At 53.8% G+C, this 17166-nt stretch carries 7 protein-coding genes; 5 read left to right on the top strand and 2 right to left on the bottom strand.

All coding sequences use genetic code 11. The features are described 5' to 3' along the window. Nucleotides 1–226: 226 nt before the first annotated feature. The 4 genes from OOT00_RS03170 (at nt 227) to mnmC2 (ending at nt 8564) form a co-directional block, all read left to right on the top strand. On the top strand, nt 227–6271 hold the full coding sequence (locus OOT00_RS03170; protein WP_265423840.1) for a beta-ketoacyl synthase N-terminal-like domain-containing protein: 6045 nt from the start codon (nt 227–229) through the stop codon (nt 6269–6271). After that, on the top strand, nt 6268–6585 hold the full coding sequence (locus tag OOT00_RS03165; RefSeq protein ID WP_265423839.1) for a YbjQ family protein: 318 nt from the start codon (nt 6268–6270) through the stop codon (nt 6583–6585). Before OOT00_RS03170 ends, OOT00_RS03165 begins: the two co-directional genes overlap by 4 nt. Before the next feature lie 209 nt (nt 6586–6794). Beyond that, the gene (gene cysK / locus OOT00_RS03160; protein WP_265423838.1) at nt 6795–7727 is read left to right on the top strand and encodes a cysteine synthase A; all 933 of its coding nucleotides are present in this window, start codon (nt 6795–6797) and stop codon (nt 7725–7727) included. A gap of 78 nt (nt 7728–7805) precedes the next feature. Further along, nucleotides 7806–8564 (top strand): tRNA (5-methylaminomethyl-2-thiouridine)(34)-methyltransferase MnmC2, encoded by a 759-nt coding sequence (gene mnmC2, locus OOT00_RS03155; protein ID WP_265423837.1) that lies wholly within the window; start codon nt 7806–7808, stop codon nt 8562–8564. A 42-nt stretch (nt 8565–8606) separates the two neighbouring features. On the opposite strand, the gene OOT00_RS03150 is transcribed toward mnmC2, so the two are convergent. Beyond that, nucleotides 8607–8849, bottom strand: a complete 243-nt coding sequence (locus OOT00_RS03150; protein ID WP_265423836.1) for a hypothetical protein — start codon at nt 8847–8849, stop codon at nt 8607–8609. A gap of 565 nt (nt 8850–9414) precedes the next feature. On the opposite strand from OOT00_RS03150, the gene OOT00_RS03145 reads away from it, so the two are divergent. Beyond that, nucleotides 9415–14469, top strand: a complete 5055-nt coding sequence (locus tag OOT00_RS03145; RefSeq protein ID WP_265423835.1) for a diguanylate cyclase domain-containing protein — start codon at nt 9415–9417, stop codon at nt 14467–14469. A gap of 17 nt (nt 14470–14486) precedes the next feature. Here the strand turns inward: OOT00_RS03145 and OOT00_RS03140 are convergent, their stop codons facing one another. Further along, nucleotides 14487–17081 carry a PEP/pyruvate-binding domain-containing protein gene (locus OOT00_RS03140; protein ID WP_265423834.1) on the bottom strand — a complete coding sequence of 865 codons (2595 nt, stop codon included), beginning with the start codon at nt 17079–17081 and terminating at the stop codon, nt 14487–14489. Nucleotides 17082–17166: the final 85 nt, after the last annotated feature.

Raw genomic sequence — 17166 nt, 5'->3', positions numbered from 1 at the left:
GGTATAGGGTGCGGCATCTGTTTTGTATCGTATGATATGGAGTATAAGTGATTGCTCATCGGAAAGAAAGACTCTTTCACTGCTTTCCTGATGGATTCATACAGAAATGAAGAGGAAGAGACAAAGCCCGCCTTGCCTTCAGAGAGCAAAACATGGCAGTATGGCAGGGTTTTTTTCAAGTTTCAGCACTAGCTCCCAATCATACAAACAAAAAAGCCCGGAAGCCATGACATCCTTTATGCCAATTGCCATCATCGCCCAGAGCGGTACCTTTCCCGACTCACCGGATATTGCCACCTTCGGCCGTCATATTCTTAAAGGTCATGTGGCCATCCGAAAAATCCCCGAAGAACGCTGGCCGGATCAGGCCCGCTTTCTTTCGGAAAGCCATCTTCCGGACAGGACCATCAGCACCATGGCGGCACTGGCTCCCCTTCCCGAAACCCTGTCTCCTTTTCCTGAAAGCAGCATGAGAAAGGAATGGTTCACAGATCCCCTCCCAAGACTTCTTGTCCACAATACAGCAGGCCTTCTCCATAGCTGCCAGGCAAGGGAAAGCCTTAAGAAACGAACGGGGCTGATTACGGGTCTTCTCGGGCTTCCCACGGACAGCATCACCCGGCTTGCCCGCACATCCTTTAAGGGAAAATCATACTTTACGGACAATGGCACAAACCCCTGCTTCGGAGTCACGGGCAGTCCTGCCCTGATTACGGCCCGGGCTTTGCATCTTGGCGGGCCTGTCTTTACTTTGGATGCGGCCTGCGCCTCCTCCCTTGTGGCCCTCCGTCTGGCCTGTGATATCTTACGGGAAAAACGCGCGGACCTCATGCTGGCCGGTGGCATTTCCAGAGCCGACATTTCCTTTCTTCAGATCGGCTTCACCCAGCTCAAAGCCCTTTCTCCTTCGGGATACTGCCGCCCCTTTGATGAAAGGGCCGATGGCCTTGTGGTGGGGGAAGGCTGCGGACTCTTTGCCTTAAAACGACTGGAAGATGCCCTCAGACATCAGGACCCCATCTTAGGCGTCATCCGGGGCATCGGCCTTTCCAACGACATCGGCGGCAATGTGCTGGCCCCCAGATCCGAAGGACAGATCCGGGCCATGGCACAGGCCCTGTCCATGGCGGGTATGACGCCTCAGGATCTGGATGCCGTGGAATGCCATGGTACGGGCACACCCACGGGAGATCCCGTGGAAATTCTCAGCCTTAAAGAAATTTTCGGCAAGAGCAGAAAACAGGGACCCGTCCTGGCCTCGGTTAAATCCATGACCGGGCATCTGCTGACGGCCGCCGGAGCCGCTGGTCTCAGCCGCATGTTGATCTGCCTTGAAAAAGGCACTCTTCCCATCACCCCATCATTTGATAAGGCAGCCCATGGAAGCCCCCTTGAAAAAAGCTCCTTTTGCATCCTCAACTCGGCTGAGCCATGGGAGAAAAAAGGCGTAAAGCCCAGAGCCTTCGGAGTCAATGCCTTTGGATTTGGCGGTATCAACGCCCATATGATAGTGGAAGAAGCACCCACAGCACCGGAACCCGGACCCTTTATCCCTTCCTCACGCAGGAAAAGCTCCCTTGTCATCGTGGGTGCGGCACGCTACGACAAAAAAGAAGCTCCCATTCCCCCCGGCCTTTTTTCCATCCCCCCGAAAGAAAGCGAAGCCATGCTGGCGGACCACAGGGCGCTGCTCCTCTGCGTGAGAAATGCCCTTCAAAATCTGGACTGGGACCAAAGCACACGGGCAGCCACGGGTCTTACAGCTCTGGTTGATTTTGATCCTGCGGCAACGGACTTCAGCCTGAGATGGGCCTTTCCCAAAGATAAACAAGCCCTTGCCCTTCCCCCTCTGGATGCGGACCACGTTACAGGCTCCCTCACCAGCATGGCGGCCAGCCGGGTGGCCAAGATTTTCGGGCTGGGCGGGCCATGCATCACCCTCTCCGGCGATGGAAAAGCCACCATCGAAGCCCTGCACATGGCGGAGCAAAGCCTTGAACAAGGGAAAAGCAAGGCCTTTATCCTTGCCGCCTCGGATATGCGCAGCCATCCCCTGTCTTACCTTTGCCGGGGCCTTGAAGGCATGGCAGACGAGCCATTCTCCGGTGCCATCTGCCTGATTCTCCGCAAAAAAGAAGATGCCATTCAATGTGGTGAAACCATCCTTGGAGAGATCTCTCCGGAAAAATGGGAAAAAGAGATGGAAAAGGCTTCGGGGAAAAAGCCTTGGGAAAGTTCCGGCCAAGGCCTGCTCCGCATAGCGGAAGGAAACCTTCCTTCCCGCTTCCCCCGGCAGGAAACAAAGCAGGCATCACCCAATGCTCCGAAAAGTCCAGCCGCAGCTCCATCCCCTCCCGTACAGGTTTATCCTTTATGCGCCGATTCAAAAGAAGAGCTGATCCGGGCCTGCCGCCTTCTCCGTGAAGAAGTGAAAAACCTTTCCCTTCTCCCCGAGGCTTCAAGCCTTGCAGCCTGCCGGTCATCGGAAGGAGAGTTCAGGTCGGCCCTTCTGGCCTGTGATGTAAAACGGATTGGCTCCTGGTGTGCCATCCTTGAAGAGGCCATCGCCGAAGGCCGGACCCTCCTGCCTGCTGGCCGGGAAGGAGCCGCCTTCCTTGCGCCCTCCCTGCAAAAAGGCATCCGGGGAGAAGCGGCCTTTGTCTATCCGGGCTCGGGTAATCATTTCCATGGCATGGGAAAAAGCCTTGAACAGTTCTGGCCCCACATCCTAAAGGCCGATGAAGAAAGCTTTTCCAATAAAAAAGCCATCCCTCTCCTCTCCCCGGACCATAATGATGACCCCAGCCCTGCCATTTTCGCCCAGGTACGCTATGGCCGCATCATGACCCGCATTGCCGAAGAAGAAGGCTTTGCGGCCCAGGCGGTGATGGGCTATTCCCTCGGAGAAACAGCCGGATTTTTTGCCACAGGCCTCTGGGAAAACCCGGAAATCATGCAGCAGCGCCTGAAAGACTCCGATCTTTTCACCAAAGAACTTTCCGGTCCCTGCAGGGCTTTACGGAAACAATGGGGCATCGGAGATAAAGAACCCTTTTGCTGGGCCGCCGCCCTCATTCCCGTGGAAATGGAGACACTGGACAGCCAGCTCCCCGCCTATCCCAGACTGCGCCGCCTCATTGTGAACACCTTCAAAGAATGTGTGGTGGGAGGAGAAAAAAAGGACATTGAAAAACTGGCAGCGGATCTGGGCCTTGCTCCCATCTTCCTTGAAGGGGTCATTTCCGTACACTGCGATGCTTTACAACCCGCACGCAATGCCTATGAAACCCTGCACACCTTCCCCGTTCATCCACAACCCTACCGCTATTATTCCTGTGCCAGCGAAAAAGCCTTTACTCCGGATACAAAGAGCTGCTGTACGGCCATTTTAGACCAAAACCTCCGGGGCTTTCATTTTCCATCACTGGTTCTCAAAGCATGGGAGGACGGTGTGCGGATATTTGTGGAGATGGGACCATCGGACTCCTGCACCCGCATGATCCGCCGTATCTTAGGAGACCGTCCCCATCTGGCCTTCAGCCTTTCCAAAAAAGACGAGGCGGAAGTCATCAGCATTACCAGAGCCAGAGCCATCTGGCATGTGGCAGAGCCTTGGATCAAAAAAGGTGGCATGGCAGAAAACCCTTTGCATAAAATGGCCTTCAGCCAGTTTTCCTCCATACAGAAGGAGACCTGCCGCCTGCATCAAATCTACCTTGATGGCTGTGCCCAGCGCCTCCGTACTCTGGATACCCTGCTGGGAAACAAGGAAAGCGGCACGGACTGGGTTGCCCCCCCTTTACCTGCACCTCTGCCCCCTTTACCTACGGCTCCACCCCCTTCCCCTGCGGCTGCACCGCCCCCTGCCTTTGACCATGAAGCCTGCCTTGAATTTGCCATCGGCAAGGCAGAAAAGGTTCTGGGCAAAGACTTTGCTGCGGTGGACAGCTATCCTGTGCGGGTACGGCTTCCGGCCCCACCCCTGCTGCTGGTGGACCGAATCCTCTCCATTGATGCCGTAAAGGGCCGCACCGGACCCGGAACCATCGTCACGGAGCATGAAGTAAAAGAAGACGCCTGGTATCTGGACGGAGGCCGCACCCCCTTTTCCATTGCCATTGAATCCGGTCAGGCCGATCTCTTCCTCTGCGCCTACATGGGCATAGATCTTCAGGTAAAGGGCACAAGGGCCTACCGTCTTCTGGATGCGGTGGCATCCTTCCACAGAAGACTGCCAAGGCCCGGTGAAACGGTGCGCTATGAAATCGAAATCCAGCGTTTTGTGCAGCAGGGAGAAACCCACATCTTTTTCTTCCGCTTTACGGGATTCATCGGCAGGGAAAAACTCATCACCATGGAAAAGGGCTGTGCCGGATTCTTCACACCCGAAGAAATCCGTGATTCCGGAGGCGTAATCCCAAAGGAGAGATTCCCGGCCATCATGAAGGACAGGGGCATCGCCCCCGGTGCCATCCCCATCCACAGCTTTCCTGCCTCGGCCCTTTCCGAAGAAAAAATGGAAGCCCTGCGAAAAGGAGATGCTGAAAAGGCCTTTGGTCCCCTTTTCAAAGGAAAAACCATGGGAGAAAAGATCCGTCTGCCCGGCGGCATGCTGGCGCTGGTTCACCGCATGAGGGAAATGGACCCCAAGGGCGGTCATTATGGCTGCGGCCTTGCCATCGGCGAGGCGGATATCCACCCGGACGACTGGTTTCTCACCTGCCACTTTTCCGATGATCCTGTCATGCCCGGCACCCTGATGTATGAATGCTGCATGCAGACCTTACGGGTGTACGTCATGGCCACAGGATGGATACCTGAAGACAGAACCTGCTCCTGGGAGCCCCTGCCCGGTGCCGAAAGCCGCCTCAAATGCCGGGGGCCGGTAACGCCGGAAACATCGCAGGTACGCTATGAAATCCATATCCGCCAAATGGATTTTGCTCCCCAGCCCTTTGTGCTGGCCGATGCCCTCATGTACGCCGATGGCAAATGCATTGTCCGCTTTGAGGGCATGAGCCTCATGCTGGAGGGAACGGACAGGGAAGGTCTTGCCGCCATCTGGTCAGAAACAGAAGAAGAAAAACCCCTGTGGGACAAAAAAAGACTCCTTGCCTTCTGCGATGGCCGTGCGGAAGAAGCCCTAGGAAAAACCTACGCCCCCTTTGATCAGGGACGTTTTCTCGCCCGACTTCCACGGCCTCCCTATCTCACGGTGGACGCCGTAAGCCATGCCCATCTCACGCCGGGCCACATTGCGGAAAAAAGCCAGATCACCGCCATCTGGCATCCGGAAGCTGCAAACCCGGACTTCGGGCATGAAAAAAGCCATCTCCCCTATGCCCTGCTTCTGGAGGCCGCCCTGCAGCCCTGCGGTCTCATGGCAGCCTGGATGGGATGTTCCCTGAAAAGCGAAAGGGATCTTTTCTTCAGAAACCTCGGAGGAGATGCAACCATCCTTGCCCCTGTTTTCCATGGAGAAGAAATTGAAACCAAAGCCACCCTGACCCGCTACGTGAAAAACGGCGATCTGCAGATTCTCTTTTTCGAGATTGCATGCTTTCAGGGGAAAAAGCCCGTTTTACAATGCACAACCCACTTTGGTTTTTTCACCAAAGAATCCCTGTCAGATCAAAAGGGAATGGCCGCACCTCTGGGCCTTGATCTTCCGGAAAATCTGAAAGGGATGGAAGTCATCCACGATTTTGGGATAAACAGCCCCCTGCCCCATCCGGACAACAATCCGGAACAGGCCTTCCGCATGGTCCACCGCATCCTTTCCTTTGAAGAAAAGGGCGGAGCCAAAGGCCTTGGTGAAACCCTTGCTGTCATGGATATTTCCGATCAGGACTGGTATTTCCACGCCCATTTCAAGGACGACCCCGTATGCCCCGGCTCCCTCGGGCTTCAGGCGGTCTTCACCACCCTTTGCTGGACAGCCTCCCGGATACTGAAAAGGCCCATGGAGGATTTTCTTGTCACCCCCCAGAGCCACAGCTGGACCTACAGAGGCCAGATCCGGCCCGGCAGTGCGGCCATGCACTGTGTTATCAATGTGAAGGAAATTTTTAAGGATGAAAGGGAAGGGCTGAGCTGTCAGGCGGCCGTATTCTGCGACGGTCTCTGCATCTATACGGCAGAAAACTTTCAGGTACGCAGACTGGCCTTGAATGATTTTTCAAAAACTGCTGTCTGTGATAGAAAAAAGAAAGACATGCAGGCGTCTTTCAGCAACTCCCCTACCACAGAACGACAGCAGAGGACCCCATGATGATCATCACAACGGCAGACAAAATTCCCGGCATTACCAGCTATACGGTACTGGGCCTTGCGGAAGGCTCCGTGGTTTTTACCAAACATCTTGGCAGGGATATCCTGGCCATGCTGAAATCCCTCATCGGCGGTGAACTCAGAGGATACACCCAGCTTCTGGAAGAATCCCGCCGAACGGCCATGAATCGTATGATGGCTCAGGCCCAGACCATGAACGCGGACGCAGTAATCTGCGTCCGCTACGGCACATCGGCCATCATGTCTACCTCTTCGGAAGTTCTCTGTTACGGTACGGCCATCGCCTTCCGCTGACGGATCCAGATCCTGCATTGCGCAACTTCCGGCTCTGCAATAAACAATACCCTGTGGGCATAGACGCAGCTATAACCGCTTATACCTTCGTTTTTTTACATTTTTCAGAACAGGGCTGATTTTTGCCGGTGTGTTGGGACTGAAAATGGCATCATGCTCATCCGGTTCCGGTTCAGTGTGCAGCAGACCCCGAAAAAGAGAGACTCTCCATGACCCTTTATACGGATATCCCAGCTGCCGTGGGCAGGACGCCCATGGTGGACATCACCCCTCCGCAGCTGAAAGCAAAGGGAACACGCATTCTCGCCAAGCTGGAATTTTTCAACCCTTTGGGCAGTGTCAAAGACCGCATTGCAGAAGCCATGCTCACCATAGCAGCGCAGGAAGGAAAAATCGGGCCGGGGAGTCATATCATTGAACCCACCAGTGGCAATACGGGTATTGCCCTCGCGGCCATCTGTGCGGCAAGAAACTACCGGCTCACCCTTACCATGCCGGAAAGCATGAGCCTTGAACGGAAAAAGCTGCTTCGCTTTCTCGGAGCAAACCTTGTGCTTACACCCGCATCCGCCGGAATGACAGGAGCCATGGATGCTGCCAAAGAAATCCTTATAAAAAACAATCACATGTTCATGCCGGATCAGTTTGCCAACCCCGCCAACCCGGCAGCCCATGAAAAGACAACAGCCGTTGAGATGGACAGGGATCTTCATGGAAAGCTGGATGTTTTTGTGGCAGGTGTGGGGACAGGCGGCACCCTGACCGGTGTGGCCCGTTATTTCAAAAGAAAAAATCCTGATTTCCGCGCTGTCGCTGTGGAGCCTGAAGAATCTCCCGTTCTTTCCGGCGGTCAGGCAGGCTCCCACCCCATACAGGGTATTGGAGCCGGATTGATTCCCCCCATTCTGGATACCCGCCTCATGGATGACGTTATAGGCATTTCCGGTGCAGAAGCCATGGAAAAGGCCCGGTGGCTGGCCCGCACCTTCGGCATTCTCTGTGGCATATCATCCGGGGCTGCGGTAGCCGCCACCCTCCGGTTGGCCGACAGACCGGAGGGAGCCGGACGTACCTTTGCCACAGTACTTCCCAGCACAGGCGAGCGTTATCTCAGCACACCGCTCTTTGAGGGAACGGCGTAAACACAAACGCTGCACTTCCAACAAAAAGCATGCAACCCTTCTCCGGAGCAGACACCAAAGCATAAGGACCCCAAAGCTGTGACAGACCCCGGCACACTCACCCTGCCTTCTGCGGAGTTACAGGCACCCATGGATTTCTGTGAAGTATGCCCCGTATGGGAACCAAACCGTCTTCTTGTCTCGCCCCTTTACAAAGACAGTTATTTTTCCAAAGCCGGAGCCATTGCTGAAAGCTGCCATATTTTTCTGCAACAGAACCGTCTTCCCCACCGATGGCTGGAAAAGCCCGTCTTTCATATATGTGAAACGGGTTTTGGCACCGGACTGAACTTTCTTCTGACCATGGATTTCTGGCGACGATTTGCCCCATCGGGTGCCTTTCTTCACTATACGTCCATTGAAAAACACCCCATTCCCAAAGGACATCTGGCAGAAATCCATAAAGCATGGCCCTCACTCCATGGGCTTTCCCGTCTTCTTCTTGATCATTACCCGGCATGCAGTCCCGGGAAAAAACATCTTCTTTTTCCGGAACAGAGAATGGGCATGGACCTGATTCTGGCCGATGCGGCTGAGCTGGATGGATGGATGGAGGAAGAAGTTGACGCCTGGTTTCTGGATGGTTTTTCACCAGGCGTCAACCCTCAGATGTGGTCCAGGAATCTTTTCCAGACCATGGGCAAATGGACAGCCCGGGGTGGTACCTTTGCCACCTTCACGGCAGCTGGTTTTGTACGCAGAGCCTTGTCAGAGCAGGGCTTCTCCGTGGAAAAAATTCCTGGTTTCCGTTTCAAGAAAGATATGCTTCGCGGGGTTCTGAAAAGAAAAATACCGTAGAGCCTCGTTCCGTTTTTTCACAGATTTCCAACAGCATCCTGATCAGACCGTTCTCAGTCTTTTGGTTGATCCCAGAGAGCGCACCAACTCATCATACTCTCTGCTTTTCATCTTCAGCTGCTCTGCAAGCCTGTCCCGTTCCCTGATCAGGACGGACAGCCTGTTGCCTTCCGTTGCTTGCGGAGCGGGTTCACCATATCTCTGGGGGAAAATACCCGGTGAATCCGTAAAATGTGCACTACCCAGCAGCATCAGAATATTGTTCACTTCGTCGCTTCTCATCATTGGCTCCTTTTGAAAATTTGTAAAAAAACGAGGTTAAAAATTATAATAGTAAACCGTAGAACAAACATCCCGCACACCAACCATAGCAATCCATACAAAGTAACAGAAACCATGGGGGGCTTAAACCAAAACACCCGCACCAGCCCTAACAAAGGGGCAGAATGCGGACGAGGGGGGGAGGACGACGGTTCCGGGCCGGAAATAAACAATTTCCATACCAAACCAGCTCGCCCTTCAAAAAACTTTTAACCATAATATATTAAAAACAAAAAACCTGTCAAGTAAAATCTTTTAAAATTCAAGAACCCTTTTCCTCCATTCCATCCTCCCAACAGCACCCCGAACAAAGACTTTGGCTGCAGGTGATGGTCCCCTAGCCGGTACAGCTTGACCTGCGGGTCCATCCGGGTTATTTTTCTTTTCATACTTCTAACTCTGCCCCACCCCATTTCTTTCCTCTGCAGGGTATACCCGAAATCAACCAAACGATTTCTTTCCCATGTCGCTCTTTCCGCTGCAGACTGATCGCTGCCCTCCCAGCCATCTCAACCACAGGCGGTGTACCATGCACATCAGGCATTACCGCATTGAATCCACAGTCCACCAGTCAGAACGCTCCCTTATCTACAGGGCCACGGATGACAAGAAGGGGAAATCCCTTATCCTCAAACTCCTCCGTTCCCATTCTCCGGCAGATATTGCGGGCTACATGCAGGCCTACAATGTGGGACTCCATCTGGCACGGCACGGAGTATATGGCCGCTGCCGTATGGAAAAACATGGCAATCTGCTCATGCTGATTTTTGACGATACAGGTGCCATTTCTCTGGAACAGCACCTGCTTCAGCCGTTCCCCCCTGACAGCGCCCTGTCCCTTTCCATTGCCATCACAGAAGCCGTACAAAAGGTCCATCAGGCCGGGATTATCCATCGGAATATCAATCCGTCCAATCTTATCATCCATACCCATACCGGACAGGTGGCTGTTATTGATTTCAGCACAGCCAGCATACTGCCCAATGTAGAACCCTTTCCTCACCATTCCCATTCATCTGGCACAGCCGTGGCCTACATTTCTCCGGAACAGACCGGCCGCATGAACCGCAGCGTTGACTACCGTACGGACTACTATGCACTGGGCGTTACCCTCTACCAGCTGTTCAGCAACGGGCTGCCTTTTGCAAGCAAGGATCCGCTGGAACTCATCCACTGCCATATTGCCCGTAAGCCCGAAGATCTTCATATCCGATGTCCGCATATTCCCGCCGACCTTTCCCTGGTGGTCATGAAGCTGATGTCCAAAAACCCCGAAGACCGCTACCAAAGCCTGAAGGGAATTCTCTCCGACCTCCGGACATGCCGGGATCGCTGGAGGCAGAATACCGTCAGTCCGTTTACCCCGGGCCAGCGGGATATACCTGAAAAATTTCAGATATGCCAGAAACTCTATGGCCGCAGCAGGGAGGTGAGCCTGCTGGTTGCCGCTTTTGAAGAAGCCTCCTGCGGAAACAACCGCAGCGTGTTTATCGGAGGATACCCGGGATGTGGCAAAACAGCACTCGTTCGGGAAATATACAAACCCATTACGCGGTCCTGGGGCTATTTCATTCAGGGGAAATTCGATCAGCTGCAGGGCAGCACACCCTACAGTGCTCTTGCACAGGCCTTCTCCGGACTGATACGGCACTATCTGGGACTGGGTGAGGAAGCTCTTGCCATCCGTCGTCAGCATCTGGCTTCGGCCCTCGGTGCCTTCGGACAGATTATCATCGACCGGCTACCGGATCTTGCACTCATTCTCGGATCTCAGCCCCCCGTTCCTGAAGTGGGAATGAGCGAAGCCCGCAACCGTTTTCAATTTGTTTTTAAACAATTTCTCATGGCCTGCTGCGAACCAGGACGCCCCCTCACCCTGTTTCTGGATGACCTTCAGTGGGCGGACCCCTCTTCCATTGACCTGATCACGCAGATTGCATCGGATAAGGACATTCGCTATTTTTTCCTGATAGGCTCTTTCAGGGATAATGAAGTGACCCTCCCGCACCCCCTGCTTGCGGCCATGGATGAAATCCGGTCAAAAAACCCATCCTCCTTCTGCATCATGCTGGAAGCGCTGAAAAAAGAAGATCTGGGGCAAATGATCGGAGACAGCCTGCTCCGTCCGGCGGACACCGTTGGGGAGCTGACGGAACTGATTCAGGAAAAGACCGCTGGCAACCCATTTTTTGTCAATCAGTTTCTCGGCACCCTGCACGAGGAAAAAGCCTTGCGCTTCAACCCCCTGCATCAGACATGGGATTATGATCTTTCTCATATCCGCAGGATGGGAATCACATGCAATGTGGCCGATCTCATGATCGGAAAACTCAGCAGGCTCCCACGGTCCACCCGCCACCTCCTTTCCCGGGCAGCCTGCATAGGGAACAGTTTTACCATCGGAACCCTTGCCATTATCGAGCAGAGCCGACCGGAAACCATCTTCAACGGACTGATGCCGGCAACCGCTGCGGGCCTGATACAGGCACTCTCAGAACCAGAACCAGCTGAAAACAAAATGAATTCACCCATGATTATCAACCAGTACCGTTTTCTCCATGATCGGGTGCAGGAAGCAGCCTATGCCATGATACCCACGGAAGAAAAAGCAGGCATCCACCTGCAGGCAGGACGACTGATGAAAGCCAGTGATCCGGATTGCAGCAAAGATACTCTCTTTGATGTAATCCGGCATCTCAATGCGGGAGCAGGCCTGATGATGGACAACAGGGAACGGCTGAACCTCGCGGATCTCAATCTGACGGCAGCCCGGACAGCCAAAACCATCAACGCCTTTGATACGGCGCTTGCCTATGCCAAAACCGGACTTTCCCTGCTTCCGGAACAGGCATGGCTGCACCACCACAGTCTTTGGCTGGAACTCATGTTTATTCAGGCGGATTGTGAGGTCTTCCAGGGTCACTTCAGCAAAGGAGAGGCCCTCCTCTCCACCATGCTTCAGGGGGTAGACAACGAGATGGATCGCAGCCGTATTCATGAGCGTCAGCTTCAGATCCATATCACCGGCAACAGAATGGAAGAAGCACTGCTGCTCTGCTCCCGGGTTCTCAGCCAGTGGAACATAATACTCAAAACAGACCCCTCCGAAAAAGACTGGCTGAACCTTGACAGACAATTCAGACAGCTGATGGCAGACCGGGCCATACAGGATCTGACCGATCTGCCCCCCATTCAGAATGCAAGGATGGAGGCAGTGCTCAGACTTCTCATCACGACCCTGCCAGCAAGCGTCCAAACACGAAGCAGACGGCCATGGTGCATGATCTGCCTCATAACCACCGTGATGAATATTGGTCTGCAATACGGACATTCGGAACTTTCTGCCCATGCCTATGCCGCCTATTCCTGCTGCATTACAGAACAGCACCGCTATGATGAGGCCTGGCAGTTTGGCCGAATGGCCCTTGCCCTCAACCAAAAACAGGGAAACTCCGGTTTGCGGGGCAGGCTTTTCGTCTATTTCTCCATGTATACCCAGTTCTGGAAGGAGCCCTTTACCCAATGCGACCCGCTGTGGCAGGAATGCTACCAGGCCACCATTGAAGCCGGAGACCTTCTTCATGTAGCATTCCTCCTTCTGAACACATCATCCCTGCGATTTGCCCGGTCCGCCCTCCTTCCGGAGCTGTACGAGGAAGCTTCCCAGGCGATTGCCATGGCCCGGAAGACCACTTCTCAACCCATCCTTCCCATCATTCAGATGCACTTCAATCTCATCTGCAGCCTCATGGGCAAAACACGTGACCAAGACAGCCTGGATACGGAAATTCTCACGGAACAGGACTTCCTTGCCTTTATGAAAGGAGAAGACAACGCCATGGGGCTTGCCTTCTACCATACCATAAAGCTGATCCAGACATGTTACTTCAGCCGGTGGGAGCAGGCCCTTTACCATGGCAGAGCCTTTGAGGAATTCATGCTTTCCGTTCCCGGCATGGTGATCCTTGCAGAACATGGATTCTATTTTGCCCTGGCCATCGGTGCCGTTTTCCACCAGCTGGACCGGGATGAGAAAAACTATTATGAGGAACGGCTTTCCCACTACCGGGAACATAACCGCATATGGGCAGAAAACTGTCCGGAGAATTTTCTCTGCCGCCATCTCCTTCTGGAAGCAGAAAACGCCCGTCTCCAGAAACATACGGCAGAAGCACTTCGCCTGTATGCGGAAGCGGCTGCCGATGCCAGAAAAAACAAGTTCCTCAACATAGAGGCACTCAGCAATGAAAGTGCCGCCAGATTCTGGTCAGAAACAGGCTATGCCAGCTATGGAGATCTCCACTCCGGCGATGCCCTTCTCGGCTACCGGCTATGGGGAGCCGACGCCAAAGCAGCAGCACTGCAGCAACACACCCCCGGCCTCTGCGAAAACAGATTGCCCGGTAACATCTGCGACAACGACACCCGCCTCAGCAGCATTCCACTACCGGACAGCCGCATGGTGGATCTGGATGCCATACTTCGGGTTACCCGCGCCATTTCCGGTGAAATCGTGCTGGAGCGTCTGCTGCAGACCCTCATGACAGCAGTATTGGAAAGTACAGGCGCAGAATACGCCATCCTTCTGGCTCCCAGACCCGGTGGAGGTTTTGCCATAGAAGCCCGCGCCCATACCCGATGGCAGAACGAAGACAAAGTGAAGACAGGCCCGGAAATCCAGGACATCACCTCCTACCCCCTGCGCCTGGCCCAGTACGTGGCTCAGTCCGGTAACCACCTCGTTATGGATGACGCCCGCCTGGATCATGATTTTGCAGCAGACGGCTATATCCTCAGCCACCAGCCCCTTTCCGTACTTTGCCTGCCCATCCGCCGCCACTCAAAGCTTCTGGGGCTTCTCTATCTGGAAAACAACCTCACCACAGGCGCATTCCGGACCAGCCATATTTCCCTCCTGAAAACCCTGTGCTCCCAGGCTGCCATCTCCCTTGAAAATGCCAGACTGTACGAACAGGTGCAGGAATATTCCCGCACACTGGAAGAACGGGTAGCGGAACGCACGGCGCAGCTGGAGCAACTCAATCTGCGACTTCAGGAACTGGCCCATCAGGATGGACTTACGGGAGTTGCCAATCGCCGTCACTGTGACAGCTATTTGGAACGCATCTGGAACTCCCTGAAACGAAGGAAATTTCCATTAAGCGTAATCATGTGTGATGTGGATTTTTTTAAAAAATACAATGACACCTATGGCCATCAGAAAGGGGATGACTGCCTCATTGCCGTAGCCCATACCCTGCGCTCGGGAATCCACAGGCCGGAAGATTTCCTTGCCCGCTATGGAGGGGAGGAATTCATCCTGATTCTTCCGGAAACAGATGAAAAAGGTGCTGAAAAAGTGGCAGACACCATCCGCATGGCCGTGAAGAATCTGGCCATGGAGCATGCAGGCTCCCCCATCGCTGGCGTGGTTACCGTCAGTGCCGGTACGGCCACCATTATCCCATCGGACAGTTTCACGGCGGAGGATCTTGTCCGTGAGGCGGATGCAGCCCTGTACAGGGCCAAAGAAAAGGGCAGAAACTGCGTGGTCTCCGCCCCCATCCTTATTTTTTCACCCTGAATCCCGTACTCTTCCGGCTACGGCCGCTTATCCAGAAATACCACCACTTTCTGCTCCACCGCATCCGCCATGAGGGTAATCCGGGTATCCTTTGGCACAAGGGAGGAGGTTTCCAGCACGCGGATCATGTCCTGCCACTTTTCCGCACCGGGCAGAAAAGAGAGCAGGCTGTTGGGCGCATCCAGAAAAAGGGTTTCTTTGAGGTCATTGCCCTCCCCCTCCGGGAAAAGGGCCAGATAAAGCATATTCATCTCCACCAGTTCGTTCAGAAAATGTGTTCCCAGAGACACATCAGGAATAAGATTTTCCCGCATGGTCACCACTTCACAGAGTACACGCACCCGGTCAATTTCCGAAAAATGGGTTGGAATACCTAAGTCCGGGCTGCTTGTTCCCCATCGTCCCGGCCCCATGACCATGAGGTTACAATTCTCTCTGTCCGTCATTCGGTTCAGCTGTCCGATGATCCGGGCCACTTCATAGCGTTCCTTAACGGGAAGCCCGGCATACAAACTGGGAACCACGTAGATGAAACGGTCAACGGGAAGAATCCGGCTGCGGCCCACCACGGCACCTCTGGCTTCAAGAATGCGGTTTTCACGAGCTATCTCCACTTCAGGAAGGGCCACCTCATCCACACCCTCTACCTGCAGGGGACGGCACTGCAAAAGATTGATCCGGTAGGAAGCATCTTCCATGAAATTTACGGCAAATTCAATATCCACGGGATGCTCGTAGGCACGTTCCAGTTCCTGCAGCATTTCCTTCATGTCTTCCACAAAAGAAGTGGTTGTCAGCAGTTTATCAAAGGTGACAATCCAGTGTCTGGGCCCCTTACTGAGCAGACCTCCTCCCGCCAGAGAAGCCACCAGCTCCAGAGGCAGATCCCGGTTTTGGGGACCGAGTTCCGAAAAATAGCCCGACACCAGCTTGTTGGCCGCAAGATCGAGATAATCCATTCGTTTCTGGGAGTATTCACAAACCTCATCAAAGTTGGCCTCCGGCCGTCGGGACGGCACATTCAGAGCCACCACCCGGGTATAATCATCATCAGCCCTGTCCACAGCCCGTGTGCCAAGACCGAAAACCAGACGAATGACTCCGGCTTTTGGATCAATTTCCCGGTTCCATACATAGGGATTATAGGAAAATCCTACACCCGCCGCATGGGGATAAAAGGTCTTTCCCGAAGGCTGGCCCGATACCCTCATAATCAGCAGGGCCATCTGTTCATCCTTATCCAGAAGCCCCCTCTGGTTACGGTAGCAAAGAGCATTCTCGCTCATGGTGCTGGCATAGACATGGCGTATGGCATGCAAAAGCGTCTCCAGCCGGGCTTCCCGTGAGCCCTGATTCACACAGAAAACACTGTCGTATTTTCCTGCAAAGGCATTGCCGTAATTATCTTCCAGAAGGGAGCTTGACCGTACGATATAGGGCGACTCACCGAAATAATCGATGATTTTCATGAACTGTTCCATATGGTAGGGTATGAAGCCACCCTGCTTGATGCGGGTTCGGGCTTCCGCAATGTCGGCAAGGAAGGTTTCCGGCCTGCGCTGCTTCTGCCGTATCCACCAGATACCGTTTCTCACAAGAAAGGTATGAAAAACATCGGAACCCACATAAAAGGAATCGTGGGTTTCCATAAGATCCTGAAACCGACTGCCCTTCTGTCGGAGAATGGCCCGTGCCACCAGCATTCCAACAGCCTTTCCGCCAATGAAGCCGATGCCTACCATGCGGTCCCGGATGGCCAGCACATCCTCAAGGGTCATGTATTTCCGAATCAGCTCCAGCATGCGCTCGTCTCTGGAAAGCATGAGGCGGGCAAGACGAATAAACAGCTTTTCCTCCTTTTCCTTCGGGATAAGGCCGGCTCTGGATTCCGTCAGCACCCTGGGTACATCTGTAAAAATTCTGCGCCAGAAACCAATTTTCCTTTCCGCATGGAGCCCCGGCCAGCGGGCGGATGCCAGAATTTCCGCAATCAGGGCACTGCGCGTAACCGGAGGAAAGGTATTGTCATCCTCCCAGAAATGAATGGTATTCATGGCTGAAGTGGACCGGTACTGAACCTTTATGGGGCGAATGTACATGCGGTTGTTATACCGGAAGATATCCAGCAGATACTGGGTGGTAGCCGTAATGGGATCCGTTGCAAAGGCGGAATGGGCATTGCGCTGCAGGGCAAAGTAGGTCACCGTTTCCAGTTCGTACAGCCTCGGACAGGTCAGAACAAAAAAATTTCCCAGCATCTGGTCGGACTTCCATGCTCCTGCCAGTCCGGAAAGACAGTCAAACACATAGGCGGCACCGTAACCGGCTTCCTCGATAACACCATGAATCTTTGTGACAAACCGTTCAAACCCCATATGAGGGTCAAAATGATGCACTTCCGCCGGACTGTCCTCCGGAAGCAATACGGGATGGGTGGCGAAACGGAAATAGATAAGACGACGCCTCTGCTTTGCCGCCGCTTCCGTGAAAGGGATGACCAGCGCCTTATATTCATCAATACTGTCAATCTGCCAGACAATATTATCCCCGGCCATAACGCCTTTAAAAACCTGATCCAGCCCCGGAAGACCGGATGTGAAGGGAAGGGGCATGCTCAAAGCCTCCTGTTCTGGTTAAAAAGATTCACATGGATAGTGTCCCAAGAAGGATAACGGCCCATGACAGGCTGTACAGAAT

Origin of the sequence: Desulfobotulus pelophilus, from assembly GCF_026155325.1 — a bacterium.
Taxonomy (GTDB): Bacteria; Desulfobacterota; Desulfobacteria; order Desulfobacterales; family ASO4-4; genus Desulfobotulus; species Desulfobotulus pelophilus.
This window is presented reverse-complemented; position numbering and strand designations above follow the sequence as displayed.